The 26021-nt window shown below is 68.5% G+C and carries 24 protein-coding genes; 8 read left to right on the top strand and 16 right to left on the bottom strand.

What is annotated here, in order from left to right; translation table 11 throughout:
* Positions 1-5: 5 nt before the first annotated feature.
* Genes leuB through BM109_RS34225 form a run of 4 tightly spaced genes read right to left on the bottom strand, consistent with a single transcriptional unit; the run spans position 6 to position 4206 of the window.
* Positions 6-1079 carry a 3-isopropylmalate dehydrogenase gene (gene leuB / locus BM109_RS34240; protein WP_093353182.1) on the bottom strand — a complete coding sequence of 358 codons (1074 nt, stop codon included), beginning with the start codon at positions 1077-1079 and terminating at the stop codon, positions 6-8.
* Positions 1080-1102: 23 nt separating this feature from the next.
* Entirely contained in the window at positions 1103-1720 is a 618-nt protein-coding gene (gene leuD / locus BM109_RS34235; protein ID WP_093353179.1) for a 3-isopropylmalate dehydratase small subunit, read from the bottom strand.
* A gap of 33 nt (positions 1721-1753) precedes the next feature.
* The gene (gene leuC / locus BM109_RS34230) at positions 1754-3178 is read right to left on the bottom strand and encodes a 3-isopropylmalate dehydratase large subunit (protein WP_093353177.1); all 1425 of its coding nucleotides are present in this window, start codon (positions 3176-3178) and stop codon (positions 1754-1756) included.
* A 41-nt stretch (positions 3179-3219) separates the two neighbouring features.
* A complete protein-coding gene (locus tag BM109_RS34225) occupies positions 3220-4206 on the bottom strand; it encodes a Bug family tripartite tricarboxylate transporter substrate binding protein (protein ID WP_093353175.1) in 987 nt (328 codons plus the stop codon).
* 99 nt (positions 4207-4305) lie between these two features.
* Here BM109_RS34225 and gcvA point away from each other — a divergent pair, with 99 nt between their 5' ends.
* The 3 genes from gcvA (at position 4306) to BM109_RS34210 (ending at position 7179) form a co-directional block, all read left to right on the top strand.
* Positions 4306-5202, top strand: a complete 897-nt coding sequence (gene gcvA / locus BM109_RS34220; protein ID WP_093353172.1) for a transcriptional regulator GcvA — start codon at positions 4306-4308, stop codon at positions 5200-5202.
* A 106-nt stretch (positions 5203-5308) separates the two neighbouring features.
* Complete coding sequence (locus tag BM109_RS34215; RefSeq protein WP_093353170.1) at positions 5309-6202, top strand: TauD/TfdA dioxygenase family protein; 894 nt, start codon at positions 5309-5311, stop codon at positions 6200-6202.
* Positions 6199-7179, top strand: coding sequence for a Bug family tripartite tricarboxylate transporter substrate binding protein (locus BM109_RS34210; RefSeq protein WP_093353167.1), 981 nt, complete (start codon positions 6199-6201; stop codon positions 7177-7179). Before BM109_RS34215 ends, BM109_RS34210 begins: the two co-directional genes overlap by 4 nt.
* 15 nt (positions 7180-7194) lie before the next feature.
* On the opposite strand, the gene BM109_RS34205 is transcribed toward BM109_RS34210, so the two are convergent.
* The 6 genes from BM109_RS34205 to BM109_RS34180 all read right to left on the bottom strand — a co-directional run bounded on the left by BM109_RS34205 (position 7195) and on the right by BM109_RS34180 (position 13356).
* Positions 7195-8199, bottom strand: coding sequence for a LacI family DNA-binding transcriptional regulator (locus tag BM109_RS34205; protein ID WP_093353164.1), 1005 nt, complete (start codon positions 8197-8199; stop codon positions 7195-7197).
* Positions 8200-8283: 84 nt separating this feature from the next.
* On the bottom strand, positions 8284-9240 hold the full coding sequence (locus tag BM109_RS34200; RefSeq protein WP_093353162.1) for a PDR/VanB family oxidoreductase: 957 nt from the start codon (positions 9238-9240) through the stop codon (positions 8284-8286).
* Positions 9237-10085 (bottom strand): fumarylacetoacetate hydrolase family protein, encoded by an 849-nt coding sequence (locus BM109_RS34195; protein WP_093353159.1) that lies wholly within the window; start codon positions 10083-10085, stop codon positions 9237-9239. The genes BM109_RS34200 and BM109_RS34195 overlap by 4 nt, the downstream gene beginning before the upstream one ends.
* Positions 10086-10144: 59 nt before the next feature.
* On the bottom strand, positions 10145-11131 hold the full coding sequence (locus tag BM109_RS34190) for a Bug family tripartite tricarboxylate transporter substrate binding protein (RefSeq protein ID WP_256222957.1): 987 nt from the start codon (positions 11129-11131) through the stop codon (positions 10145-10147).
* Positions 11132-11180: 49 nt separating this feature from the next.
* Positions 11181-12524 carry a Rieske 2Fe-2S domain-containing protein gene (locus tag BM109_RS34185; RefSeq protein WP_093353157.1) on the bottom strand — a complete coding sequence of 448 codons (1344 nt, stop codon included), beginning with the start codon at positions 12522-12524 and terminating at the stop codon, positions 11181-11183.
* A gap of 25 nt (positions 12525-12549) precedes the next feature.
* Positions 12550-13356, bottom strand: a complete 807-nt coding sequence (locus tag BM109_RS34180; protein ID WP_093353154.1) for a hydroxypyruvate isomerase family protein — start codon at positions 13354-13356, stop codon at positions 12550-12552.
* Between the two features lie 99 nt (positions 13357-13455).
* Here BM109_RS34180 and BM109_RS34175 point away from each other — a divergent pair, with 99 nt between their 5' ends.
* Positions 13456-14385, top strand: a complete 930-nt coding sequence (locus BM109_RS34175; RefSeq protein ID WP_093353152.1) for a LysR family transcriptional regulator — start codon at positions 13456-13458, stop codon at positions 14383-14385.
* A gap of 9 nt (positions 14386-14394) precedes the next feature.
* On the opposite strand, the gene BM109_RS34170 is transcribed toward BM109_RS34175, so the two are convergent.
* Together BM109_RS34170 and BM109_RS34165 are read right to left on the bottom strand one after the other, a co-directional pair.
* The gene (locus tag BM109_RS34170; protein ID WP_143129319.1) at positions 14395-14727 is read right to left on the bottom strand and encodes a hypothetical protein; all 333 of its coding nucleotides are present in this window, start codon (positions 14725-14727) and stop codon (positions 14395-14397) included.
* 118 nt (positions 14728-14845) lie between these two features.
* Positions 14846-16012 carry a mandelate racemase/muconate lactonizing enzyme family protein gene (locus tag BM109_RS34165; protein ID WP_093353149.1) on the bottom strand — a complete coding sequence of 389 codons (1167 nt, stop codon included), beginning with the start codon at positions 16010-16012 and terminating at the stop codon, positions 14846-14848.
* Positions 16013-16111: 99 nt separating this feature from the next.
* Here BM109_RS34165 and BM109_RS34160 point away from each other — a divergent pair, with 99 nt between their 5' ends.
* Complete coding sequence (locus BM109_RS34160; RefSeq protein WP_093353147.1) at positions 16112-17020, top strand: LysR family transcriptional regulator; 909 nt, start codon at positions 16112-16114, stop codon at positions 17018-17020.
* 95 nt (positions 17021-17115) lie between these two features.
* Here the strand turns inward: BM109_RS34160 and BM109_RS34155 are convergent, their stop codons facing one another.
* Positions 17116-17955: an IclR family transcriptional regulator gene (locus BM109_RS34155; RefSeq protein ID WP_093353144.1), complete on the bottom strand. Its 840-nt coding sequence runs from the start codon at positions 17953-17955 to the stop codon at positions 17116-17118.
* 100 nt (positions 17956-18055) lie between these two features.
* On the opposite strand from BM109_RS34155, the gene BM109_RS34150 reads away from it, so the two are divergent.
* The 3 genes from BM109_RS34150 to BM109_RS34140 all read left to right on the top strand — a co-directional run bounded on the left by BM109_RS34150 (position 18056) and on the right by BM109_RS34140 (position 21942).
* The gene (locus BM109_RS34150) at positions 18056-20131 is read left to right on the top strand and encodes a metallophosphoesterase (RefSeq protein WP_093353141.1); all 2076 of its coding nucleotides are present in this window, start codon (positions 18056-18058) and stop codon (positions 20129-20131) included.
* Positions 20132-20158: 27 nt separating this feature from the next.
* The gene (locus tag BM109_RS34145) at positions 20159-21121 is read left to right on the top strand and encodes a Bug family tripartite tricarboxylate transporter substrate binding protein (RefSeq protein ID WP_093353138.1); all 963 of its coding nucleotides are present in this window, start codon (positions 20159-20161) and stop codon (positions 21119-21121) included.
* Between the two features lie 245 nt (positions 21122-21366).
* Entirely contained in the window at positions 21367-21942 is a 576-nt protein-coding gene (locus BM109_RS34140) for a dihydrofolate reductase family protein (protein WP_093353135.1), read from the top strand.
* A 24-nt stretch (positions 21943-21966) separates the two neighbouring features.
* Here BM109_RS34140 and gdhA read toward each other — a convergent pair whose 3' ends face one another.
* The 3 genes from gdhA to BM109_RS34125 all read right to left on the bottom strand — a co-directional run bounded on the left by gdhA (position 21967) and on the right by BM109_RS34125 (position 25998).
* Positions 21967-23310: an NADP-specific glutamate dehydrogenase gene (gdhA, locus tag BM109_RS34135; RefSeq protein WP_093353132.1), complete on the bottom strand. Its 1344-nt coding sequence runs from the start codon at positions 23308-23310 to the stop codon at positions 21967-21969.
* Between the two features lie 216 nt (positions 23311-23526).
* Positions 23527-25443, bottom strand: coding sequence for a bifunctional metallophosphatase/5'-nucleotidase (locus tag BM109_RS34130; protein ID WP_256222964.1), 1917 nt, complete (start codon positions 25441-25443; stop codon positions 23527-23529).
* Positions 25444-25611: 168 nt separating this feature from the next.
* On the bottom strand, positions 25612-25998 hold the full coding sequence (locus BM109_RS34125; RefSeq protein ID WP_093353127.1) for a YybH family protein: 387 nt from the start codon (positions 25996-25998) through the stop codon (positions 25612-25614).
* Positions 25999-26021: the final 23 nt, after the last annotated feature.

The following is a 26021-nucleotide window of genomic DNA, read 5'->3' as shown; positions in this document are numbered from 1 at the left end:
TTCCTTCAGTTCTTTCCCAGGGCCGCGACCACCGCGTCGCCCATTTCCTCGGTGCCCACGCGCGTGCTGCCGGCCTGGTAGATGTCGCCGGTGCGCAAACCATCGGCCAGCACGCGGCGCACCGCCTGCTCCACGCGATCGGCATTGGCCGCTTGCCCGAAAGAGAAACGCAGCATCATCGCCATCGACAGGATCGCGGCCAGCGGATTAGCGAGGTTGCGCCCCGCGATGTCGGGCGCGGTGCCGTGCACCGGCTCATAGAGGCCGAAGCTGCCGGCCGCCATCGAGGCCGAGGGCAGCATGCCGATCGAGCCCGTGAGCATCGCGGCCGCGTCGGACAGGATGTCGCCGAAGATGTTGCCGGTGACGATCACGTCGAACTGCTTGGGTGCGCGCATCAGCTGCATCGCCGCCGCATCGACGAACAAGTGCGTGAGCTCCACGTCGGGATACTCGGCACCCACGCGCGTGACCACCTCGCGCCACAGCTGCATCACCTCGAGCACGTTGGCCTTGTCGACCGAGCACAGCCGGCCCTTGCGCGCGCGCGCCGCGCGGAAGGCCACGTGCGCGATGCGCTCGACCTCGGGCTCGGAATAGCGCATGGTGTTGAAGGCCTCGCGTTCGCCCGCGGCATTGACGCCGCTGCCGCGCGGCTCGCCGAAATAGACGTCGCCCGTGAGCTCGCGCAGGATCAGCAGGTCGAGCCCCTCGACCACCTCGGGCTTGAGCGTGGAGGCGCCGATCAGCTCGGGGAACAGGAAGGCCGGCCTGAAGTTCGCGAACAGGCCCAGCTCCTTGCGCAGGCGCAGCAGGCTCGCGCCGGGCCGCATCATGAACGGAATGGCTTCGTCGCCAGGCATGCCGGCCGAGCCGAACAGGATGGCGTCGGCCTTGCGCGCGATCTCGCTGGTGGCCGCGGGCAGCGGGTCGCCCGCGCTGTCGATGCCGGCCTGGCCGATCGCGGCATGCGCGAGTTCCAGCGGCTGGGCCGTGCCCACCACGGCCTTCAGCACCTTCAATGCCTGGGCGGTCACCTCGGGGCCAATGCCGTCGCCCGGCATCACTGCGATCTTCATGTCTGGGAACCTTTTCTAGCTGTTCAGAGGGTGGAATGGGACAGCGCGGCATCGGCGGCGCGGCGCCGCTCGAAGTCCTCGATGCGCGCGCGCTGGGTCAGCGTGTAATCGATCTCGTCGAGGCCTTCGAGCAGGCAGTGCCGCGCGAAGGGATCGATGGCGAAGGACTCGACCTCGCCGCCGGGCCGCGTGACGGTCTGCGCGCGCAGGTCCACGCGCATGCGCGCGCCGGGCGCGGCGGCGAGTTCGGCCAGCATCGACTGCACCGTGTCCTCGGGCAGGCGCACGGGCAAGAGGCCGTTCTTGAGCGCGTTCGAGAAGAAGATATCGCCGAAGCTCGGGGCGATCACGGTGCGAAAGCCGCCGTCGTGCAGCGCCCACACCGCATGCTCGCGCGAGGAACCGCAACCGAAGTTGCGGCCCGCCACGAGGATGCGCGCCTGCGCATACACGGGGTCGTTGAGCACGAAGTCGCCGCGGCGCGCGCCCGCGGCATCGTGGCGCACGTCGTGGAACAGGTAGTCGCCGAAGTCGTCCGAGCGCGGCTTCTGCAGGTAGAGCGCGGGCACGATCTGGTCGGTGTCGACATTGATGCGCGCGAGCGGCGCGGCGACCGCGTCGAGGGAGATGAAGGCTTCCATGGGTTCGGGGCGTGGTTTCGTGGCGGCGGCGCTTCAGCGCGCCGGCGGGATGGCGCGCACGTCGGTCAGCCGGCCGGTGATGGCGGCGGCCGCGGCCATCGCCGGGCTCATCAGGTGGGTGCGCGAGCCCGGCCCCTGGCGGCCGACGAAGTTGCGGTTCGAGGTCGAGGCGCAGCGCTGGCCCGCGGCCACCTGGTCGCCATTGGTGCCCAGGCACATCGAGCAACCGGCATGGCGCCATTGCAGGCCGGCGTCGCGGAACACCGCATCGAGACCCTCGGCCTCGGCCTGCTGCTTCACGAGCCCCGAGCCGGGCACGACCCAGGCTTCCACGCCCGCGGCCACGCGCCGGCCGCGCACCACCTCGGCGGCGCTGCGCATGTCCTCGATGCGGCCGTTGGTGCACGAGCCGATGAAGACGCGGTCGACCGCGAGGTCGGTCAGCGCCTGGCCCGGTGCCAGGCCCATGTAGTCCAAGGTGCGCCGCATCGCCTCGCGGCGTTCGGCGCTGGTCGCCTGCGCGGGATCGGGCACGCGGCCGGTGATCGGCAGCGCGTCCTCGGGGCTGTTGCCCCAGGTGACCATGGGGGCGATGTCGGCGGCCGAAAGCCGTACTTCGCTGTCGAAGGCCGCGCCCTCGTCGCTCGGCAGCCGGCGCCAGGTGGCCAATGCCGCGTCCCAGGCCGCGCCGCGCGGCGCCTCGGGCCGGCCGGCCAGCCATTCGAAGGTGGTGTCGTCGGGCGCCACCATGCCCGCGCGCGCGCCGGCCTCGATCGACATGTTGCACACCGTCATGCGGCCCGCCATCGAGAGCGCGCGGATCGCCTCGCCCGCGTACTCGATCACGTGGCCGGTGCCGCCGGCGGCGCCGATGCGCGCGATCACGGCCAGGATGATGTCCTTGGCCGACACGCCTGCGCCGAGCCGGCCATCGATGGTCACGCGCAGCGTGCGCGGCTTGCGCTGCCACAGCGTCTGCGTGGCCAGCACGTGCGCCACTTCCGAGGCGCCGATGCCGAAGGCCAGCGCGCCGAGCGCGCCGTGCGTGGCCGTGTGGCTGTCGCCGCAGACGATCACGCTGCCCGGCAGGCTCAGGCCTTGCTCGGGACCGACCACGTGCACGATGCCCTGGCGGATGTCGTCGAGGCCGAAGAAGCGGATGCCCGCGGCCGCGCTGTCGTCGTGCAGCGCCTGCGCCATCGCGCGCTTCTCGGCATCGGCGATGTCGGCCAGCACGCGCGAGCCGGTGGGCACGTAGTGGTCGGGCGTGGCGAAGGCGCGCTCGGGCCGGCGCACCGGCAGTTGCCGCTGGCGCAGCATCTCGAAGGCCGGCGCGGAGCCGTCCTGCACCAGGTGGCGGTCGACGTACAGCAGGCTCTGGCCGTCGTCGCGCTGCATCACGACATGCGGCTCCCAGATCTTGTCGAACAGGGTGCGGGGAGCGGGGGAAGCGGACATGGAATCGTCGGGAGCGTGGGAAGAAGGGAAAGGGCCGGCGTTCAATCGAGCTTCACGCCCGAGATGCGCACGATCTCGGCATAGCGCCTGGTCTCGCTGGCCATGAAGCGGCCGTACTCCTCCGGCGTGCCGCCGCCGACCTCGGCGCCGAAGGCCAGCATGCGCTTCTGGAACTCGGGCGACTTGAGCACCGCGTTGGCCTCTGCATTGAGCTTGGCGATGATGGCCTTGGGCGTGCCGGCCGGCGCCGACAGGCCGTACCACGAGGAGGCATAGACGCCCGACAGCCCCACCTCGTCGAAGGTGGGCACGTCGGGCAGCGCGGGGTTGCGCTTCTTCGAGGCCACCGCCAGCGCGCGCATCTTGCCGCTGGCGACGAAGGGCAGGCAGGTGGTGGTGTCGAGCATCAGCGAGACATGGCCCGCCGCGAGGTCGGCCTCGGCCGGCGCCGTGCCCTTGTAGGGCACGTGCACGATGTCGATCTTGGCCGCGCTGGCGAACTGCACCGCAGCCAGGTGCTGCGAGGAACCGATGCCACCCGAGGCGTAGTTGAGCTTGCCGGGATTGGCGCGCGCGGCGTCGATCACGTCCTTCGCGGTCTTGAACGGCGAGTCGCCGGGCACCACCAGGATGTTCGGCACCGCCGACACGTAGATCACCGGCTCGAAGTCCTTGACCGGATCGAAACCGAGCTTGCTGTAGAGGCTGGCGTTGACCGCGTTCGGGCTGATCGAGGACATCAGCAGGTTGTAGCCATCGGGTTTCTGCCGCGCCGCGAGCTCGGTGCCGATGTTGCCGCCGGCGCCCGCGCGGTTGTCGATCACGAAGGGATGGCCGAGCCGGTGGCCGAGCATGTCGGACACGATGCGTGCCGTGGTGTCGACGCCGCCGCCCGCGGGCCAGGGCACCATGAGCTTGATCGGCTGGCTGGGGTAGTTGGCGGCCGCGTCCTGGGCCGGCGCCAGCGCGGGGCCGAAGCCCGCGAACAGCACCGCGGCCATCGTGCAGGCATGCAGTTTCTTCATCATTGCGCGTCTCCTGTCTTGTAGTGGCCGAATCCTAGGCCTGCAGAGGAAGGCGCCGCAATCACAATTAACGCATGCAGGCATGAGCTAAAGTCAGACCCCATGACACGCCGCCTGCCGCCGCTCAATGCCCTGCGCGCCTTCGAGGCCGCCGCGCGCTGCGGCAACTTCACGCGCGCCGCGCACGAGCTCTGCGTGACCCAGGGCGCGGTGAGCCGCCACATCGCCACGCTCGAGGCCTGGCTCGAGGTGCAGCTGTTCGAGCGCGGCCGCCATGGCATCCGGCTCACGCCCGCGGGCCAGAGCTACCACGCGAGCATGCGGGTGGCCTTCGACCAGATCGAGCTCGGCACGCGGCAGCTGCAGCAGAGCCCCGACGAGTGGCTGCTGCGCATCAAGCTGCCGCCCACCTTCGCGATCCGCTGGCTGATTCCGCGGCTGGCGCGCTTCCATGCCAAGCATCCGCGCATCGACGTGCAGATCACCACCTCGCACAAGCCGACCGATTTCGAGCGCGACGACGTGGACGTGAGCATCCATTCCGAGCCCAGCCCGCCCGAGGGCCCGGGCTACCGGCTGCTGTTCCGCGAGACGCTGCTGCCGGTGTGCGCGCCGGCGCTGCTGCAACGCGATCCGCCGCTCGCGCAGCCGGCCGACCTCGCGCAGCACGCGCTGCTGAGCTCGCTGAACCGGCCGCAGGACTGGCCGGCCTGGCTCGAGGCCGCGGGGCTGAGCGGTCTCGACATCCATCGCGGCCTCAAGTTCGAGAACGCCGCCATGGCCTACCAGGCCGCGGCCGAAGGGCTGGGCGTGATGATGGGCCTGCTGGCCTTCGTGCGCGACGACCTCGCGAGCGGCCGGCTGGTGGCGCCGCTCGCGCTGCGGCTGCCGACCGAGGGCGGCTACTTCATGGCCTGGCGCGCCGACCGGCCGGTGCCGCAGCGGGTGCGCGACTTCGAGCACTGGATGGCCGAGGAAGTGGCGGCCGCCGAAGGCTGAACCCGGGGTTTCGACCGGGCCGCGGGCTTTCCCCGATGCGCCGTCGCGGCCATGAGGCCAAAAATGACTACGTATTCATGAATACGTACCCAAAGACGACTCCACCATGACACTGCACATCCAGAAACTCCCTTCGGTGCTGGGCGCCGAGGTGACCGGCATCAGCCTGCGCACCCTGACCGACCCCGACACGCTCGCGCAGCTGCGCGCCGGCATGGACGAGCACGCGGTGCTGGTCTTTCGCGACCAGCCGCTCGAGAACGAGGAGCAGCTCGCCTTCGCCGAGCGATTCGACGGCACGCTGCACAGCAAGACCTCGGTCGCCGTGCTCGCGAAGAACCGCTTCGGCAACGAGGCCCTGACCGACATCTCCAACGTCGGCGCCGACGGCCAGATCCTGCCGGCCGACCACCGCCTGCGCATGAGCACCATCAGCAACCGGCTGTGGCACACCGACGCCTCGTTCGAGAACCCGCCCGGCCGCTACTCGATGCTGTCGGCGCGCGTGGTGCCGCCGGTGCGGGCCGACACCGAGTTCGCCGACATGCGCGCCGCCTACGACGCGCTCGACGACGCGACCAAGGCCGCCATCGAAGGGCTGCAGGTCTTCCATTCGATCGCCTACTCGCGCCAGATCATGGGCTTCGAGTTCTCCGAGGAAGAGAAGCAGCGGCTCAAGGGCGCGGTGCATCCGCTGGCGCGCACCCTGCCGCGCACCGGGCGGCGCTCGCTCTACCTCGCCTCGCATGCCTCGCACATCGTCGACATGGCCGTGCCCGAGGGCCGGCTGATCCTGCGCGACCTCAGCGAGCACGCGACGCAGCCGCAGTTCATCTACCGCCACGAATGGCGGGTGCACGACTTCGTGATCTGGGACAACCGCACCACCATGCACCGCGCGCGGCCCTTCGACGACAAGAAGTACCGGCGCGAGCTGCGGCGCACCACGACGCTGGACCTGCCGCTGCCCGCGGCCTCGACCGCGACGGTGGCCGCATGAAGGCGCGTTCCCTGTTGCGCGCCGCGGGCCTGTGCGTGGCCTCGCTCGTGGTGTCGGCCGCCGCAATGGCCCAGGCCTGGCCATCGAAGCAGCCCGTGCGCTTCGTCGTGCCCTACCCGCCCGGCGGCGCCTCCGACGTGACCGCGCGCCTGCTTAGCGTGAAGCTCACCGAGGCGCTGGGCCAGGCCTTCGTGGTCGAGAACCGGCCCGGTGCCAACGGCCTGATCGCGCTCGAATACGTGGCCAAGGCGGCGCCCGACGGCTACACGCTGCTGATGGCGAACCTCGGACCCAACGCGATCAATCCGGCCGTCTACCGCAAGCTGCCCTACGACGCGATCAAGGACTTCACGCCGATCACGCTGACCTCGGTGGTGCCGCTGGTGGTGCTGGTGCAGCCGACGATGCCGGTGAACTCGATGAAGGAGCTGATCGCCTATGCCAAGGCGCATCCCGACAAGCTGACCTATGCCTCGGCCGGCAACGGATCGGCCAACCATCTCGCGGGCGAGATGATGAAGTCGATGGCGAGCTTCAAGATGGTCCACGTGCCCTACAAGGGCGATGCGCCCGGCCTCCAGGACACCATCGCGGGCAACGTGAGCGTGATCTTCCCGACCGTGATCGGTGGCATGTCGCAGATCAAGAGCGGGCTGCTCAAGCCGATCGCGGTGACCGGTGCCAAGCGCTCCTCGGCGCTGGCCTCCGTGCCCACGGTGGCCGAAGGCGGCATCCCGAACTTCGAGGCCAACTCCTGGGGCGGCGTGATGGGACCGGCCAACCTGCCGCCCGAGATCGTCGCGCGGCTCAACACCGAGATCGTGAAGATCCTCAAGCAGCCGGAGACGGCCGCCAAGCTCACCTCGATGGGCGCGGACATCGTCGGCTCGACGCCCGAGGAGTTCGCGAGCTACCTGAAGAACGAAGTCGCGAAGTGGGGCAAGGTGGCCCACGAGAACAACATCACGTTGGACTGAGCCGCGAGGCGTTGATCAGCCGGCCGTGCCCCGCACGATGAACGCGTGCGGGAGCACCACGCGTGCCGGCTCCATCTGCTGGTTGTCGAGCCGCGCGCACAGCCGCGCGACGGCGGCCTCCACCATCGCCTCGCGCGACTGCGAGACCGTCGTGAGCGCGATGCTGTCCCAGGCGGCCATCGGCACGTCGTCGTGGCCCACGACCCAGACATCGCGCGGCACTGCGAGCCCCTGCGAGCGCACGCCGTCGAGCGCGCCGATCGCCACGATGTCGTTGACGCCGAAGATCGCATCGACGCGGCCCGACTGCAGGATCGCGCGCGCCGCGTCCTGGCCCGCGGCATAGGAGAACTTCGGCACCCGCGCCACCGCGCCCGGGCTCAGCGCGACGCCGCGCCGCGCGAGCTCCTCGACGAAGCCCTGCTCGCGCTCGCGCAAGGTGCTCGGCAGGTCGTGGCCCGAGATCAGGCCGATCCGCGTGCGCCCGTGGTCCACGAAGAAGCCCGCGGTCGAGGCACCGCTCGCGCGGTTGTCGCTCGAGAACTGGTCGAAGGCATCGGAGCCCACCGTGCGGTGCAGCAGCACCAGCGGCACCTTCTGGGCGATGCGCTCGAGCAGCGGCAGCGAGGCCTCGGTGGCCGTGGTGGTGATGACGCCGTCCACGCCGCTCTCGACCATCACGCGCATGGTCGCGTCGCTGAAGTCCTCTTCCTCGTAGACCGAGGCCGAGAGGCCGCGCTTGCGCAGCGCGGCCGAGAGCAACTGCAGCATCGCCGGATAGAGCGGATTGACCGCGAGGTTGGCGACCACCAGCGCGATGATGCCGGTGCGCTTGGTGCGCATCCAGCGCGCGGCCGCGTTGGGCGCGTAGCCCGATTGCGCGATCGCATCGAGCACCGCCTGGCGCGTGGCCGGCTGCACCAGCGGCGAGTTCTGCAGCACGCGCGACACCGTCGCCTGCGACACCCCCGCGAGCCGCGCGACGTCCCTGCTGGTGGGCTTGCCGCCGGAACCGATCATGAAGAAGCCGCTGGAGATGCCATGCGGCGATTCTAGGATGGCGTGCCGACGCGCCGCCCCTCGAAGCCGGGCCCCGCAACGGCCTCAGAGATCGAGCGTCAACACCTCGCCGAGCGCGCGTGAACAGCACGGCAGGAACTGGTCGTGCAGCGCCTGTTCCTGCGCCGTGAGAAAGGCATCGCGGTGCTCGACCCGGCCCTCGAGCACCGGTGTGAGGCAGCTTCCGCAGACTCCTTGCTCGCAGGACGAGGCGATCTCGATGCCTTCGCGCCGCAGCGCCTGCAGCGCCGTCTCGTTGGCCGCGACGGCGATGCGCCTGCCGCTGCGCGCCGCGACCAGTTCGAAGCCGCGATCGCCTTGCGCCGCTGCCGCCGGTTGGAAGGACTCGTGGTGCAACCTGCGCTCGTCCCAACCCGCGGCCTTCGCGGTACGCAGCACATGGTCCATGAAGCCCTGCGGGCCGCAGACATAGAGCCGCGCGTCGCCGGGCCTGCCGGCCAGCACCCGCGCGGCATCGAACGCCGCCTCGTCGTCCGGATGCAAGTGCACTGCGTGCGCGAACGGCGAGCGCAGCAGCTCGTCGACGAAGGCCATGGCGCCGCGCGAGCGCGCGCAGTAATGCAGTTCAAATGGCGCGCCGGCCGCCTGCAGTGCCGCCGCCATGCTCAGCAGCGGCGTGATGCCGATGCCGCCCGCGACGAGCAGCGACCATGGGCTTTGCGGCCGCAGCGGGAACAGATTTCTCGGTCCCGAGATCCGCAGCGCGCTGCCCGCGTGCAGCCGGGCGTGCACTGCTTCGGAACCGCCGCGCGAGGCGGCGGTCTTCAGCACCGCGATGCGATAGCGCGCGGGCGCCGCGCACGGTGCGCCGAGCAGCGAGTACTGCCGCACGAAGCCATCGACATGCACGTCGATGTGCGCGCCGGCATCGAAGGCCGGCAGCAGCGTGCCGTCGCGCGCCTCGATCTCGAGGGCGCAGATGTCCGGCGCCACGCTCGCGCGCGCGGCGATGCGCGCCTCGATCGGCCGCGTGTCGGTCATTCGGCTTGCACGGCGTTCGACAGGATGCCCACGCCGTCCACTTCGATCTCCACCACGTCGCCCGCGCGCAGGTACAGCGGCGGCTGGCGCTTGAAGCCCACGCCGCCGGGCGTGCCGGTCACGATCACGTCGCCCGGCTCGAGCGCGGTGAAGGTCGAGATGTAGGCAATCAGGGTGGGCATCGGGAAGATCAGCTGAGCGGTCGTCGCCTGCTGCACCACCTCGCCGTTGAGCCGCGTGGCCAGACCCAGTTCCTGGCCATCGGCGATCTCGCCGCGCGTGACCATCCAGGGCCCGAAGCCGCCCGTGGCGGGAAAGTTCTTGCCCGGCGTCCACTGCGTGGTGTGGGCCTGCCAGTCGCGCACCGAGGCATCGTTGTAGGGCGCATAGCCGGCCACGTGCGCCCAGGCATCCTGCTCGCGGATGCGCCGGCCGCCGCGGCCGATGACGATCGCGATCTCGCCCTCGTAGTCGAGGCAGGTGGACTCGCGCGGCAGCACGATCGGCTGGCCGTGGCCGACCTGGGAGGACGCCACGCGCAGGAACACGGTCGGCTGGCCGGTCTTCTCGCGCCGCGCCTCGACGCGGTGCTCCTCGTAGTTGAGGCCGATGCAGAAGATGCGCGGCGCGTCGGGCACGACCGGCAGCAGCGTCACCTCGCCGAGCGCGACGTCGGGGACGGCGCTCCCGGCCAAGGCCTCGATCGCGGGCAGGTCCAGTTGGGCGAGCGCGCTGCGCAGCGTGGGGCAGCGCCCCTGCGACGCGGCCTGCAGGTCGACGATGCGTTCATCGACGAGCGCGCCCCAGCGCGCCCGTCCCTGGTGGGAATAGCTCAGAAGTTTCATGACGGAAAGCGGCCCCCTGACGAGGGGCGGGTGGAAGAAAAACGGAAGAAGGGCCGCGCTCAGTCGGCCGTGACGCCGGCCGACTTCACGATGCGCCCCCACTTGTCGTACTCGGCCAGGAAGTAGCTCCTGAACTGCTCGGGCGTGCCGCCGCGCACGCTCGCGCCCTGCGAGGCCAGCGTCTCCTGCAGTTCCTTCTCGCCGAGCGCCGCGTTGACCGCGGCCGAGAGCTTGTCGATGACGGGCCGCGGCGTTCCGGCCGGCGCCAGCAGCCCGAACCAGGTGCCGGCCTCGAAGCCCGCGACGCCGGCCTGCTGCATGGTCGGCACCTGCGGGAACTGCGGCGAGCGCTCGGTGGAGGTGATCGCGAGCGCGCGCAGCTTGCCGGCCTTGACCAGCGGCGCCGAGGTGCTGAAGACGTCGAACATCAGGTCGATCTGCCCCGCCACCAGGTCGACCAGCGCGGGCCCGCTGCCCTTGTAGGGCACGTGCACCATGTCCACGCCGGTCAGCGTCTTGAAGTACTCCCCGGCCAGGTGCGCGGCACTGCCGTTGCCGAAGGATCCATACGACAGCTTGCCGGGGTTGGCCTTGGCCTGCGCGATCAACTCGGCCACGCTGTCGGCCTTGAGGCCCGGCTTCACGGCCAGCAGCAGCGGTTGCGTGGCCACCAGCGCGATCGGCTCGAAGGACTTGACCGGGTCGTAGCTCAGCTTCGCATAGGTGTGCGGCGTCACCGTGAGCGGACCCGCGGCGCTGAACAGCAGCGTGTAGCCATCGGCCGATGCCTTGGCCACGAAGTCCTGGCCCAGGGTGCCGCCGGCGCCCGCGCGGTTCTCGACCACCACGGCCTGCCCGAGCCGTTCGGACAGCGACTTGGCCATGAGCCGCCCCGTCTGGTCGGTCGAGCCCCCGACCGCGTAGGGAATGATCAGCTTGATGGGTCTGGACGGGTAGGTGCTCGCATGGACGGTGGCGGCACCGAGCAGCGCACAGGCCGCGAGCGCCAGCGCGGCGGGCCAGCGGAACTTCTTCATCGGGTTCATCGTGTCTTGTCTCCAGGATTTCTTGTCGGGAACGGGGAAGCGGAAAAAGCTAGCGCGCGCTGGTGGCCTCCTCGGCGCTCGGTGCGCCCGGCGCCGCCGCGATGCGGCCGACGGTGTCGCCGAAGCGCTCGAGCATCACCTGCTCGAAGGACACGCCCTCGGAAGCGAACCAGCTTCCCGAGCGCAGACGGTAGGCCTCGTGCCGCAGCGGCGCCTCGGGCTCAATGCCGCGCGCCAGTGCCGTCGCGCCCGTGAGCACGGTGCGGCGAAAGCGCACCACGGCGGCATCGGAGGCCGAGAGGTGCTCCTGCGTGCGATCCGCGATGCGACCCTGGCTGTCCTGGATCATCGCGTCCTGCTCGGCCACGCCGCGCACGCCGGTGAAGCTGATGTGCTTCTGGTGGACGCGGTCGATCAGGTATTCGTTGGAGCGGTTGCGGATCGGGATGAAGTCCGCATCCACCTCCGCGATCACGCCGTGGCCTTCCTTGAACTTCGCGAGCTCCTCCTCGCCGAGCGGGCGATCCGGGTTCCACGCATAGGTGTAGATCCAGCAGTTCTCGTCGTCGATCGGCACCCAGGTGTAGCCGAAGTGGGTCTCGCCGGGCAGCGTGGAGGGCGTAGTGCTGTGCGAGGGCAGCGCGAACTGCGCGCTGCGCCAGTAGCGCACGCCATCGTCGGCACGGCGCGCGCCGCCCACGACGAAGCCGACCTCGTGCTCGAGGATCGAGAACAGCGGCAGCGGGTCCTCGCGGATCCAGCGCAGGCGCTTCTCGTCGGCCGGCGCATCGGGGTTCGCGTTCGAGGGCACGCCCGGTGCCGGCATGTGCAGGAACGAGAAGTGCGAGGTGTCGAGCGCGCCCTCGATCGATTGCGCCCAATTGCATTCCTGCAGCTTCTTGGTGACGTAGCGGTGCGACTCCGGCAAGGCCGCGAACTCGAGCTGCGGCAGCTCGGGCAATTCGCGCTCCCAGGGATCGGGTCCCATGTAGGCCCAGACCACGCCGCCGTGCTCGCGCGTCGGGTAGGCCTTGAGCCGCAGCGTCTGGTGGTAGCTCGCGCCGGGCGGCACGTTGGGCAGCTCCACCGGGCGCCCCTGCAGGTCGAACTGCCAGCCATGGAACACGCAGCGGATCGCGCAGTTCTCGTTGCGCCCGAAGTACAGGTCCGCGCCGCGGTGCGGGCAGCGCGCGTCGACCAGTCCGACCACGCCCTCGCTGTTGCGGAAGGCCACCAGCCTCTCGCCCATGATGTTCACGCGCATCGGCGCGCCATCGCGCTCCGGCAGTTCGCGCGACAGCGCCACGGGCTGCCAGAAGCGGCGGAAGAACTGGCCCATCGGGGTCTGGGCCCCGGTGCGGGTGAGCATGTCGTTGTCGGCGGCGCTGAGCATCGCGGTCGTCTCCTCGTGGTTGTGTTCAGTGCGCGGCCGCTGCCGTGCGCGGATCGCGGATGCCGTGATCGGCGGCCCATTGCAGGGTGTCTAGCGTGTGGCCCGAAGGCGCGTACTCGCAGCCGATCCATCCCTCCCAGCCCATCTGCTCGATCAGTTCGAACAGGTAGGGGAAACGGATCTCGCCGGTGCCCGGTTCGTTGCGGCCCGGCACGCTGCCGACCTGGATGTGCCCGATGTGAGGCCATGCGGCCTTCAGGCGTTCGGCGATGGCACCTTGCTCGGTCTGGATGTGGAAGGTGTCGAAGCACAGCTTCACGTTGCCGCGGCCCAGCGCCTCGACCACCGCCACGCCCTCCTCGATGCGGTGATAGAGGAAGTCGGGAAAGCGCGCGCGGCAGCAGGGCTCGAGGATCAGCGTGAGCCCACTGGCGCGGGCCTGGTCGGCGGCCCAGGCGATGTTCTCCTGGAACAGGTCCATGCAGCGGGCGCGGTCCATGTCCGGCCCGATGTTGCCGGGCATCACGTGGATCATCGGACCGCCCACCTGCGCCGCGTAGTCGATCGCGGTGTGGATGCTCTGCCGGAAGCGCGCCTCGAGTCCCGGCAGCGCCGCGTAGCCGCGCTCGCCGGCGTCCCAGTCGAAGGGCGAGAGGATCTGCACCAGCGCAAGCCCGTTGGCCTCGAGCCGGGCCGCGATCTCGCGCGCCGGATGCTCGTAGGGAAAAGCCACCTCGACGCCGCGGAAGCCGGCCCTGGCGGCCGCCTCGTAACGCTCGAGCATCGGGTATTCGGTGAACAGCCACCGCAGGTTGGGATCGAATCGCAGCATCGTGGAATCGCTTCGTTTTTGTCTCGGATGAAGGGCATCGTAGGTAGCGGGTATTGCTAAGACAAGCTAGACTTTTTTAGGCCCTGTTGAGCTTGTCTTATGAATATCGGAAACGTGTCCCTGCGCCAGTTGCGCGCCTTCGTCGCCATCGCCGATGCCGGCAGCTTTGCCGCGGCGGCGCGCCGGCTCCATCTCACGCCTTCGGCGCTGAGCCTCTTGATCCGCGATCTCGAACGCAACGTGGGGGTGCGACTGTTCGACCGCACGACGCGGTCGACCGCCCTCGCGCTGGCGGGCAGCGAGTTCTATCCGCTCGCGCGGCAGGTGCTCGACGATCTCTCGCGCGCGCTCGAGAGCACGCAGGACCTCGAGCAGAAGAAGCGCGGCACGGTGCGCATCGCCTGCACGCCGCTCTATGCCGCGACGACGCTGCCCGAAATGATCCATCGCTACCGCCGTCGGTATCCGGCGATCGCGGTCTACGTGCTCGATTCGCTGAACCAGCAGGCGACCGCGCGGGTCGTGAGCGGCGAGGCCGACCTCTGCATCGCGCCGCAGCGCCCGACGCCGCCCGAATTGCTGCAGCAAAGCCTGATGCGCGATCGCATCCGGCTGGTGTGCCCGGGCGACCATGCGCTGGCCGCGCGCGCCCGCGTGAGCTGGGCGCAGGCGCTGCAGCATCCGTTCGTGAGCCTCACGCCCGACTTCACGAACCGGCTGCAGGCCGATCTGTTCAAGCACTCGGATGCGCTGGCGCTGCATCCGGCGCACGAGGTGTCGTTCATCACCACCGCGCTCGGCATGGTGCGCGGCGGCTTCGGCATCACGGCCCAGCCCAGCCGCGTGCTGCCGATGCTCGAATCCTTCGGCCTGGTGTCGCGGCCGCTGACCTCACCGACGGTGGATCGCCACCTGTCGCTGTTCTGCGCGCGGGCCCGCGCACTGTCGCCGGCGGCCGAAAGCTTCAGGGACTTCCTGGTCGGCGAGCTGTCGGATGCACCAGCCGAACTGCGCCCCGGCGCGGGATGAGTCCCGCGCTCAGCGCTCGAGGTAGCCGTAAGCCGACAGGCAGGCCTTCAGCGGCGCGCTCGCGCCCGTGCCGTACTCGAGCCGCTGCGGCGTGGTCGACTGCCGGTTCTTCTCGTCCTGTTCCGCCAGCGTCTTGCCCACGCGGTACTGGCACAGCAGCATCAGGTTCTCGGGCACCGACACGCCCGCGGTGTTGGTGAAGGACTTGGGCCGGTCCGAGTGGTAGGTCTCGCTCGGTGCCGCGGCCTTCGGCGCATCCTTGGACGGGCCGGACTTCGGCCACAGGCTGCAGCCCGACAGCGCCACGACGATGGCCACGAGGCCGCAAAACTTTGGATGCACTTCGATCTCCTGAGGGGTTGCGAGACGCAACGGCTTGCGCTCCCGCCAGCCGCGATGGGGCCGGCGGAATATAGCGGACGCACGGGCCGCGCGCTCGATCGCCCCCTCAGTCCGACACTCAATCCGACAGCGCCCGCATCCGCGCGTACAGGTCGGCCTTGCCCTCGAAGCCGATGCCCGGCAGCGGCGGCAGCGTGACGTGGCCGTTCTCCACCTTCACGCCGTCGGGGAAGCCGCCGAAGGGCTGGAACAGGTCGGGGTAGGACTCGTTGCCGCCGAGCCCCAGCCCGGCCGCGATGTTGAGCGACATCTGGTGGCCGCCATGCGGGATGCAGCGGCTCGCGGACCAGCCGTGCTGCTTGAGCATGTCGAGCGTGCGCAGGTACTCGACGAGGCCGTAGCTGAGCGCGCAATCGAACTGCAGCCAGTCGCGGTCGGGCCGCATGCCGCCGTGGCGGATCAGGTTGCGCGCGTCCTGCATCGAGAACAGGTTCTCGCCCGTGGCCATCGGGTTGGCGTAGTAGTTGCGCAGCGTGGCCTGCAGTTCGAAGTCGAGCGGATCGCCGGCTTCCTCGTACCAGAACAGGTCGTACTGCGACAGCGCCTTGGCATAGGCGATCGCCGTGTCGAGGTCGAAGCGGCCGTTCGCATCCACGCACAGCTTCTGGCCGTCCTGCAGCACGCTGAGGATCGAGTCGATGCGGCGCAGGTCCTCGTCGAGCGAGTCGCCGCCGATCTTCTTCTTGACCACCGTGTAGCCGCGGTCGATGTAGCTGCGCATCTCGTCCTTGAGCTTGCCGTGGTCCTGGCCCGGGTAGTAGTAGCCGCCGGCCGCATAGACGAAGACCTTCGGGTTCGGCGTGCCGTTGCCGTAGCGCTCGGCCAGCAACTGGAACAGCGGCTTGCCCTCGATCTTCGCCACCGCGTCCCACACCGCCATGTCGATGGTGCCGATGGCCACCGAGCGCTCGCCGTGGCCGCCGGGCTTCTCGTTCTTGAACATCGTGTCCCACACCTTGTGCGGATCGAGGTTGCGGCCGCTCGCGTCGAGCAGCGTGTCGGGCTGCGCTTCGAGAATGCGCGGAATGAAGCGCTCGCGCATCAGCGTGCCCTGGCCGTAGCGGCCGTTCGAATTGAAGCCGTAGCCGACCACCGGCTTGCCGTCGCGGACCACGTCGGTGATCACCGCCACGAGGCTCAGGGTCATCTTGCTAAAGTCGATGTACGCATTGCGGATGGGCGAACTGATCGGGATGGTCTGTTCGCGGATCTCGACGATCTTCACGGGAGGTCTCCAGGAGCTGAGGAAGACCCGATGGTGGCCGCGCGGCGCCGATCCGGCCAATGCCCTTTTTCTAGACTTCGATGCCTTGAAAGCACCGCCATGAATTTCCTCTGGCTCGACGACTTCCTGGTGCTGGCCGAAACGGGCAACTTCTCGCGCGCGGCCGAGGAGCGCCACCTGACCCAGCCGGCCTTCAGCCGCCGCGTGCGCGCGCTCGAGGAGTGGCTGGGCACCGAGCTGTTCGACCGCAGCGGCCAGCCGGCCACGCTCACGCCCGCGGGCGAATGGTTCGGCACGGTCGCGCACGAGCTGCGTGCGCGCGTCGACCGCATTCCCGCCGATGCGCGCGCCGTCAACGAAGCCGATGCCGCCACCCTGCGACTCGCCGCCACGCACGCGCTTTCGTTCACCTTCCTGCCGCGCTGGCTGCGCACGCTCGAGTCGCGCGTGGCGCTGGGCCCGGTGCAGCTCATGTCCGACCTGCTGCCACGCTGCGAACTGCTGCTGTCGCAGGGCAAGGTGCAGTTCGTGCTGAGCCATGCGCATCCCGAGGCCGCGAACTCGCTCGATGGCTCGGACGCGCTGTCGACGCAGATCGGCGCCGACGCGCTGGTGCCGATCAGCGCGCGCGGTGCCAGGGGTCGCGCGCGGCACGTGCTGGGCAAGAGCGCCGCCGCGCCCGTGCCACTGCTTGCCTACAGCCAGGAATCGGGACTGGGACGGATCGCGCAGGCCGTGCTGGGCCGCCGGCTCGATGCGCTGGCGCCGAAGGTGGTGTTCACCGCGCACCTGGCCTCGGTGCTGCGGACCATGGCGCTCGATGGGCGGGGGATTGCGTGGCTGCCGAGGACATTGATCGACGAGGACATCGCGGCGGGAACGCTGGTGCAGGCCGGTGGCGAGGAATGGGTCGTGCCGCTGCAGGTGCGGCTGTACCGCGGGCGCGCGCCGATGGGCACGGCGGTCGAGGCGTTCTGGAAGGCGGCGCATCGCCACGCTCGACCCTGACATTTCACCGGACCCATCGCCATGAGAGCATGGCCTCCGGGAATTCCTCTTCGGATTTCGTAGCGCTTCTGACGGCTCGCAACCGGACAAGCGGGCTACCGCGCCTCGAGCGATCCGAGCTTGGACTCGACGCTGCGGACCAGATCCACCAGGCGGGGGCCCAAGCTCCTTTCGAGCTGGTCGATATCCGTGGAGTAGGACGGCACGGTCAGGTTGAAGGCCAGTGCCATTCCATTGACGGGCATGCGCATCGGGACTCCCACCGCAGCGAGCGTGGGTTGCCAGTCGCCCGACACCACGCAGAAGTCTCGCGCGGCGATTTGCTCCTGGGCCTGCGCCGCCGCTTGCGAGAACGCAGTCCAGTCTTCAGGCTGCGATTCCTCGAGCCGCTTCAGTACCAAGGCGCGTTCTTGCGGATCGAGCGCGAAGAGCAGCGCCCTGCCCATCGCCGTGCGCAAGATCGGACGCGTGGAGCCGATATCGGGACGGGTCGAGTTGGTGTCCAACCCTTGAACCGTTTCGACGTAGACGACCTGTAGTCGATCCCGTGTCCCCACGGACACAGGACCTCGCACATAGCGCGCGAGCTCCAGCATCTCGGGCGCGGCCACCCGCCGGATCATCAACTGCGACAGCAGCGGATAGCCCAGCGACAGCACCGCAGGCCCGAGCGAGTACTTGCCTGTCTGCGAGTCCTTTCGCAGGTACCCCAACCCCATGAGCGTGAAGGCGAGCCGCGAGACGGTGGGGCGCGTCAGTCCCAACTTGTCAGCGATGTCCTTGTTGCCGAGGGTCAGCGCCCCCCCCGCAAAGCAGCCAAGCACCGCCAACCCCGAAGCCAGCGTCGAAGCGAACTGCGGATGGTTGGCCAACGCTTCGTCGCCGAGGAATTCCGGACCGGGGAGATCCCGCCTGGCGGGTTGTTGAGAAGCCATGTTGACATTTTATCGACACGTTTTCATAATTTTGTTCCATTAAACGGTCGTAAAACACATATCGTTCAACTATGTGGAATTCACACGAAAGGCAGGAAAAATGATCACACGGCCAGCGCTCAAGGACCACGGCTCGCTGCTGTTCTCCTTCGCCGTCGTTGCGGATACCCATGTGAACGAACGCGACGACGCTTCCAGTTCCCCGTATCACACGAACCAACTGGCCAACGAGCGCGCGCGCCACGTGTTTCAGGACATCGCGGCCATGTCGCCGGCACCAGCCTTCGTCGTCCACTTGGGCGACATCGTCCATCCCGTGCCCTCGCTGCCGACGTTCGGCGATGCGGTCGCGCAATTCAAGGCCATCGCCTCCCCCCTCAAGGTGCCCTTGCATCTGGTACCGGGCAATCACGACGTTGGCGACAAGCGCGTCGACTGGATGCCCGCCGACCAGGTGTGCGGCGACTATCTCGACATCTACCGTGGCGCCTTCGGAGCCGACTACCACGCCTTCGACCGCGAGAACCTTCGCTTCGTCTTCTTGAACTCGCTGTTGCTCAATTCGGGCCTGCCTCAGGAGCAGGCGCAGAAGCAGTGGTTCGAGGCGCAGATGGATGGTGCGGACGACAAGCGGGTGTTCCTGTTCATGCACTACCCCCCGTTCATCTACAAGGAGGACGAACGCGGCAACTACGACAACGTGGACGAACCGGCCCGGAGCTGGCTGTTGGCGCAGATGAAGCGGCCGCATGTCGAAGGCGTGTTCGCCGGGCACGTCCACAACTTCTGGTACGACAGGACCGGTAACGCCGAGTTCTACATGCTGCCCTCGACCGCATTCCTGCGGCACGATTTCACCGAGTTCTACAAGGTGTCGCCGGGTTACGAGTTCGGCCGGGGCGATGTGGAAAAGTTCGGCTACTTTGTCGTCGATGTCTTCGAGACGGGCCACGTGGCTTACTCGGTCCGCACCATGGGCCGGCAGTCGGCCCTCGGCGCACCCGCCGCACGGATGCCCATGCGCTACCTGGCACATCCAAAGACTTCGACCTTCGATGGCGTGGGCGTCGAGCTGCGACATCCATGGGCCGAATCGATGCAGATCACGGCCACCGGCGGGGTGCAGGAGTTCGGCCGCAAATGGGCGCGCAATGACTATCCCCTGCTCGCGCTCTGGGAAATGGGCGCACGCCTGGCAAAGGTGCCGGATCTCGACCTGGCGGAGCCGGAATCGCGGGAACGCATGCGGCTCATGGCGAAGCTGGGCCACCGCTACATCGTTTCCACGTTGAAGCTCCCGAAAACCGATGCGCTGGCCGAAGCCGATGTCGAAGGCTGCGGCGTCGACGCCTTCGAAGTCAACATCACGCTCGACAACTTCTCGCGCCGCAAGGACGAGTGGCGCGCATTTCGCGAGGCCACCGGACGAAAGCTCTATCTGTCCAAGATCCTGACCTACGACGGCTCGCACTACGACGGCAAGCACTTCAGTCATTTCGTCCACGCCGGCTTTTCGCTCGACGAACTCGACGCGCATGCCGAGCGGCTGGCAGCGGGTCGCCTGGCCGGAGAGTTCGACGGCATCACCGTGCGACTCGAGGCCGAGCAGGATCTTGCCGCGAACGTCCGTGCCTTGAACCGGTTCGTCGAGCGCACGCGATGTCAGGTGCTGGTATCGCTCAAGCTGTCTGGAAGGAGCCTGGCGATCGCGCGCACCGACGACCGTGGCAATGTGGCAAAGGTAGCGCAGTCGATGATTCTCTCGAAGCTTTCGCCGTCCATCCGCTATGTCTTCGACACCTTCATGGACGTGGACCGGGGCTACTTTCCGCGCCACGCGTTCATCGACAGGCGCTTCAATCCGCGCCCTGCCGCGCAGGCCTTCGCGATGCTCGCGGCATTGTTCTCAGATTTCGAATCCTTCGCGCTGACGGATGCGGCAACAGCCCGCCCGGGCTCGCTGCAGTTCAGCGCCGGCCCCGACCGCTACGTCCTGCTGTGCGAAGACCCTGGGGCCGCGGCGGAGTACCTCGAAGCCCATGCGCCGAAGGTGGCATACGACCTGGTCGAAGGCACCACCTGTATCGGCCAGGAACCTGTCGCCGCGTTGCGCGCCCGTTTATCGGACCGCGACCTGCCGAAGGAAACGCAAGTCCTCCTGATCCGCCTGTCCTAGTTCTTCCATCCTGCCTGGAGCGCTGCCATGTCCATCAAGTCTCTTGTCTGCGGCGTGTTCGTCGCAACGCTTTCTGCGGCTTCCACGGCTGCGTTCCCCGACAACCCTGTCAAGTTGGTTGTGGCCTACGCACCAGGGGGTTCGACAGACATCATCGCGCGGCTGCTGGGCGCCCGGCTGAGCGCCAGATGGGGTCAGCAGGTGGTGGTGGAAAACAGGACCGGTGCGAGCGGCATGATCGGCGCGGAGGCCGTCTCGCGTGCGAAGCCCGATGGCTACACCTTGCTGCTGGGCTACACGCCCGAGGTCTCGATGAACAAGCTCGTGTTCAAGAACATGCGCTACGACCCCATCACGGACCTTACGCCCATCGCGCTGATCGCCTCGGCTCCCCTCGTGCTCGCCGCCGGCCCCAAATCGCCGATCGGCAGCATGAAGGAACTGATTGCGCGCAAGGGGAGCGGCCAGTCGATCTCGTACGGATCGCCGGGGACCGGTGGCCAACAGCACATTGCCGGTGAACTGCTTGCACGCCAGACCGGCATGCAGCTCACTCACGTGCCCTATCGAGGAACGGGGCTTGCCGTCGCCGACCTGATCGGCGGGCAGATCGATCTGTTCTGGGCGACAACGCCACCGTTGCTGCAGCAAATCCGTGCAGGCAGGCTCAAGCCCTTGGCGGTCGCGGGGCCGGCAAGAGAAAAGCTGCTGCCGGATGTACCGACCACCACCGAACTGGGCATGCCGAATCTTCAGCTCACCAACTGGTTCGGCGTGTTCGGCCCAAAGGCGATGCCCTCCGCACTCGCGAACTCCATCGCGGCGGATGTGATGCAGGAGTTGGCGGACCCGGCCATGGTGAAAGGCCTCGAAGACCAGGGACTGACCCCGACACCCATGCAGGGCGGCGCGTTTCGTTCATTCATCGACACCGAGATGAAGAAATACGAGCAGATCGTCAAGGACACCGGCGTCACTGCCTCGCAGTGACGGACGCGAAGGCGTCGATACCGGATCGATTCGACCGCCGAGCCCCATCGCACTCGCCATGGTGCGGACGACTTCCCCTGTTCTCGTCTCGCAGGTACCGCCCCCAACGATGCGCGCTCGCGGCGCCAAGGGCGGCATCGGTACCAGCCCGCCGGAGTGACCTACCATCCACAACACGCACCACACGCGCGAATCCAAGGCGACACGGCAGATCTGAACCTCCAACACACAGGACGGAGACCCGCATGAGAAAGCTCAAGATCATGGAACACGTATCGCTAGACGGCGTGATCCAGTCCTCCAGCGAGGACGGCTTCCCGCACGGCGATTGGACCGCGCCCTACCGCACGCCCGAGGGCCGCGACGAGGTCCTCGCCGCGCACGGCGAACGCTTTGACCTGTTGCTGGGCCGCCGCACTTACGACCTGTGGTCGGACTACTGGCCCAAGGCACCGGGCGGGCCGATGGCGGACGGCCTGAATGCGGCGACCAAGTACGTCGTGACGCATCGCCCCGACAGCCTGGCCTGGGGTCCGTTCGAAGGCCTCGGGCCGGACATCGCCGAGAGCGTTGGCCGCCTCAAGTCGAGCGCCGGCCCGGACCTCGTGCTCTGGGGCAGCTCCACGCTGACATCGACGCTGCTCGAGCACGGGCTGGTCGACGAGATGATGCTGATCGTCTATCCGGTGCTGCTGGGCACCGGCAAGCGCCTTTTCGCGCAGGGGTTGCCGGCGCGGGCCTTCGAACTCGTCGGCAGCAAGACGACGCCGTCGGGGTTGGTGCTCGGCAGCTACAGGTTCGCCGGGCCCCTGAAGACCTGACGACGAAAGGGCGCGATCACGCGCTCAAACCACACCCTGCGCCAACATCGCATCCGCCACCTTGACGAAGCCCGCCACGTTCGCGCCGTCGACATAGCTCACGCGGCCGTCCTCGCGGCGCCCGTGGGCCAGGCAGGCCTCGTGGATGCTGCGCATGATCTGCAGCAGGCGCGCGTCGACCTCCTCGCGCGGCCATGAGAGGCGCGCGGCGTTCTGGCTCATCTCCAGGCCCGAGGTGGCGACGCCGCCGGCATTGCTGGCCTTGCCCGGCGCATACAGCACGTCGGCCGCCTCGAACACCTTGACCGCCTCGATGGTGGAGGGCATGTTCGCGCCCTCGGCCACGCAGACCACGCCGTTCTTCACCAGCGTCTTCGCGTCCTCGACGTCGAGCTCGTTCTGGGTCGCGCTGGGCAGCGCCACGTCCACCGGCACATGCCACGGCGTGGCACCGGCGACGAACTTCGCGCCGACGCGCTCGGCGTAGTCGCTCACGCGGCCGTAGTGGTGGTTCTTCACGTCCATCAGCACCGCGAGCTTCTCGGCGGTGAAGCCCGACTCGTCGACCACGGTGCCGCTGGAGTCGGACACCGTGATCACCTTGGCCCCGAGCGCCATGGCTTTCTCGATGGTGTACTGGGCGACGTTGCCCGCGCCCGAGACCGACACGCGCAGGCCCTCGAAGCTGCGCCCGCGCGTCTGCAGCATCTCCTGCGCGAAATAGACGTTGCCGTAGCCCGTGGCCTCGGGCCGGATCAGCGAGCCGCCGAACGAGAGGCCCTTGCCGGTGAACACGCAATCGGCGCGGTTGGTGAGCTTCTTGACCATGCCGGTGAGGTAGCCCACTTCGCGGCCGCCCACGCCGATGTCGCCGGCCGGCACGTCGGTGTAGGCGCCCACGTGGCGGAACAGCTCGGTGGCGAAGGCCTGGCAGAAGCGCATGACCTCGCCCTGGCTGCGGCCCTTGGGATCGAAATCGGAGCCACCCTTGCCGCCGCCCATCGGCAGCGTGGTCAGCGCATTCTTGAAGGTCTGCTCGAAGGCCAGGAACTTCAGGATCGACAGGTTCACGGACGGATGGAAACGCAGGCCGCCCTTGTACGGGCCGATGGCCAGGCTGTGCTGGATGCGGTAGCCGCGGTTGACCTGCACGTCGCCGTGGTCGTCGGTCCAGCAGACACGGAAGGTGATCACGCGCTCGGGCTCCACCAGCCGCTCCAGCAGCGCCTGCGTCTGGTAGCGCGGATGCTGTGCGATGAAGGGCCACAGGCTCTGGATGACCTCCGTCACGGCCTGCAGGTATTCGGGCTGCCCGGGATTGCGCTGGGCCACGTGGGCCAGGAAGTCTTGGGCGCTGGCGTGCTTCATTCCTCTGTCTCCAAAAAGGTGCGTTCTAACCAAAATCGTGCATTCTCATGCACAAACAGTTCAAGGTTATGCACCAAAGTAATGAGAATCGTAGGGATAAGGTTCGAATTAGCACCAACTTGGATTGAAAACGAATTCGCCGCCAGCGGATGGACATCCGCTGGCGGCGAAGCTGGGGAGATGAGCCGCACCCCGCGGCCCGCTGGTTCGGCCCGCTCAGGGCTTCACATACGACTTCGTGCTGTACAGCGCTCCATCGAGCTTGCGCAGCAGCGGCAGTCCCGTCCCCACGTCCTTGGCCTGCCCGTCGATGTAGGTCTGGAACACGTCCGCGTCGAGCACGCCGATGTCGAGGCGGCGCGCGGCGGGCACGGCGGCCAGGGTCTTGTAGCCGTCGCCGCCGGTGGCGTTGAAGCTCAGCACGAACAGCTTGTAGGTCTTGGCCAGGTCCAGCGGTCCCCAGGTGTTGGCCGCGGCATTGCGCACCTCGATGTTGGCGACGCGGCTGCCCTCGGCCTTGGTCGCGTCCACGTCGAAGCGCAGGTTGCCGGTGTAGGGGTACGGGCCGGTCGAGCCGCCGGGACCGTAGACCGCCTGCATGCCGTCCTCGAGCATGCGCTTGACCTCCTGGCCGGTGATGTCGAGACGGAACAGCATGTTGCCGAAGGGCAGCACCTCGATGACGTTCGCCGCGGTCACGCGGCCGTTGAGCGGCACCCGCACGCCACCGCCGCTCTGCAGCGAGATGTCGGCACCGCCGTACTCGGCATTGGCCACGTCGACGTAGGCCTGGGCCACGAGCTGCTGGATGTCGCCGCCGCGCAGGCTGACCTCGCCCAGCGCATTGCAGGTCACGCTCGAACGGCTGTAGTCGACCGTTCCCACGCCGCCGGGCACGCGGCGCGAGCACAGCTCGGTCGGCACCAGGGCCACCTCGCTCTTCGTGAACGCGTCCACCTTGTCCTTGAAGGGCTTGAGCACCGCCGCCGCCGGCACGCTGGGCGTGGTCACGCGCAAGAAGCCGCTGGCCGCGACATCGGCCAGGATCGCCGTCTTCTGCTCGGGCGTGGCGGCCGGCGCGTTGGAAGCGCTGCCGACCTTGAACTCGTCGCCGATCAGCACGTGCGGCGTGCCGGCGCAGTTCGTCACGTTGCCCTGCGCATCGAAGGCCACCTTGAGCTCACCCACCACCTGGCTGTATTCCCAGGCCTGCACCAGGCAGACGGGCTTGCCATCTTTGTCAGTCGCGCGCGTGGGATAGGCACCCGCGGGCGAGCCCACGCCATAGGCCGTCAGCCCGGCCGGGCCGACCAGCGTGTGCGAGTCGCCGCCGACCACCACGTCCACGCCGCTGAGCTTGGCGATCACGGTCTTGTCGTACTCGTAGCCGATGTGGCTCATCACGATGATCTTGTTCACGCCGCGCGCCTTCAGCGCATCGATCTCGCGCTGGGCCGCAACGGCCTCGTCCTCGAAGGTGGTGTCGGGGTCGGGGCTCGACGAGGCCTTGGTCTTGGCCGCGATCGTCAGGCCCACGAGGCCGATCGACTGGCCGCCGCGCTGCACGACGATGGACTTGTTGACGTAGCCCGGCGCGCGCGAGGGGTGGAGCGCGGAGCTCGCGCCGAAGTTGACGTTGGCGCTCAGCACCGGCGTCTTGCACGCGCCCTTGTGCAGGAAGTCGATGAACTTCTTCAGGCCGCTGTCGCCCTTGTCGAACTCGTGGTTGCCGAGCGTGAAGGCATCGAAGCAGACGGTGTTCATCAGCGCGGCATCGGCCTCGCCGTCGGCGCCCGCGCGGTTGAAATAGAGCGTGCCGGTCTGCGCATCGCCCGCATGCAGCTTGAGCACGTTGGTCGATTTCGCGGCCAGCGCCTCGATCGCGGCCGTGACGCGCGGGAAACCGCCCGCATCGACCTGCACCGGGCCGGGCGCGCCGCCGCTGGCGCTGCGCAGCTGCAAGGTCTTGGTCTTGCTGTCCAGGTTCGAGTGGTGGTCGTTGATGTGCAGGATCGTCAGATCCATCGGCTGGGCCGTGGGCGTGCCGGGCGTATCGCCACCGCCACCCGATGCGGGCGGCGGAATGAAGGCCACCGACGAACCACCACCGCCGCCGCAGGCAGCGAGCAACATCGCGGCCGCCAATGCGGACGCGCTCAGAATGCGTTTCAAGACTGATCCCCTCTTGTGAAAAACGGGATCGTGTGAAGCTCGGATGAAGCGGGGATGACATCCTTGCGGCGCACGGGCCATGCATGCGCGGCCCGCGCCATCGATGCGAGGATGCGCGGTGGTGCCGGCTCAATCCACGCGCGCCAGGCTCGCGCCGATCGCGTGATCGATCACGCTCTTCCAGCCCCCGTCGTCCTGCCGCCGCGCGATCTCGGCCGAGCTGCCCTGCGCGATCACGCCGCCGTCCGCCGCGCGAAGGGTCCAGTCCGCGCGCAGCAGCGCGAGCTCGCCGCTGACCACGCAGAAGTTGTTGACCGAGGTCATGGTGCCGCCGAGCGCGAGCAGCGCCCGCAGCGAGGCCTCGATGGCCGCGAGGCCGTGGTCGGTCGCGGCGGTCTGCGCGTTGTGATGCGCGGCGTCCTGCTCGTAGAGCGACAGCAGGCCCGCCAGGTCGCGTGCGTTGTAGAGCGCGGCGAAGCGCGGGTTGAGTTCGGCGGGATGGGTGACGGCAGGCATGTCGATGCTCCTCGATGACGGGC

Source organism: Variovorax sp. PDC80 (genome assembly GCF_900115375.1).
Lineage (GTDB): Bacteria > Pseudomonadota > Gammaproteobacteria > Burkholderiales > Burkholderiaceae_C > Variovorax.
Note: the sequence above shows the minus strand (reverse complement) of the source record. Positions and strands in the feature narration are given on the sequence as shown.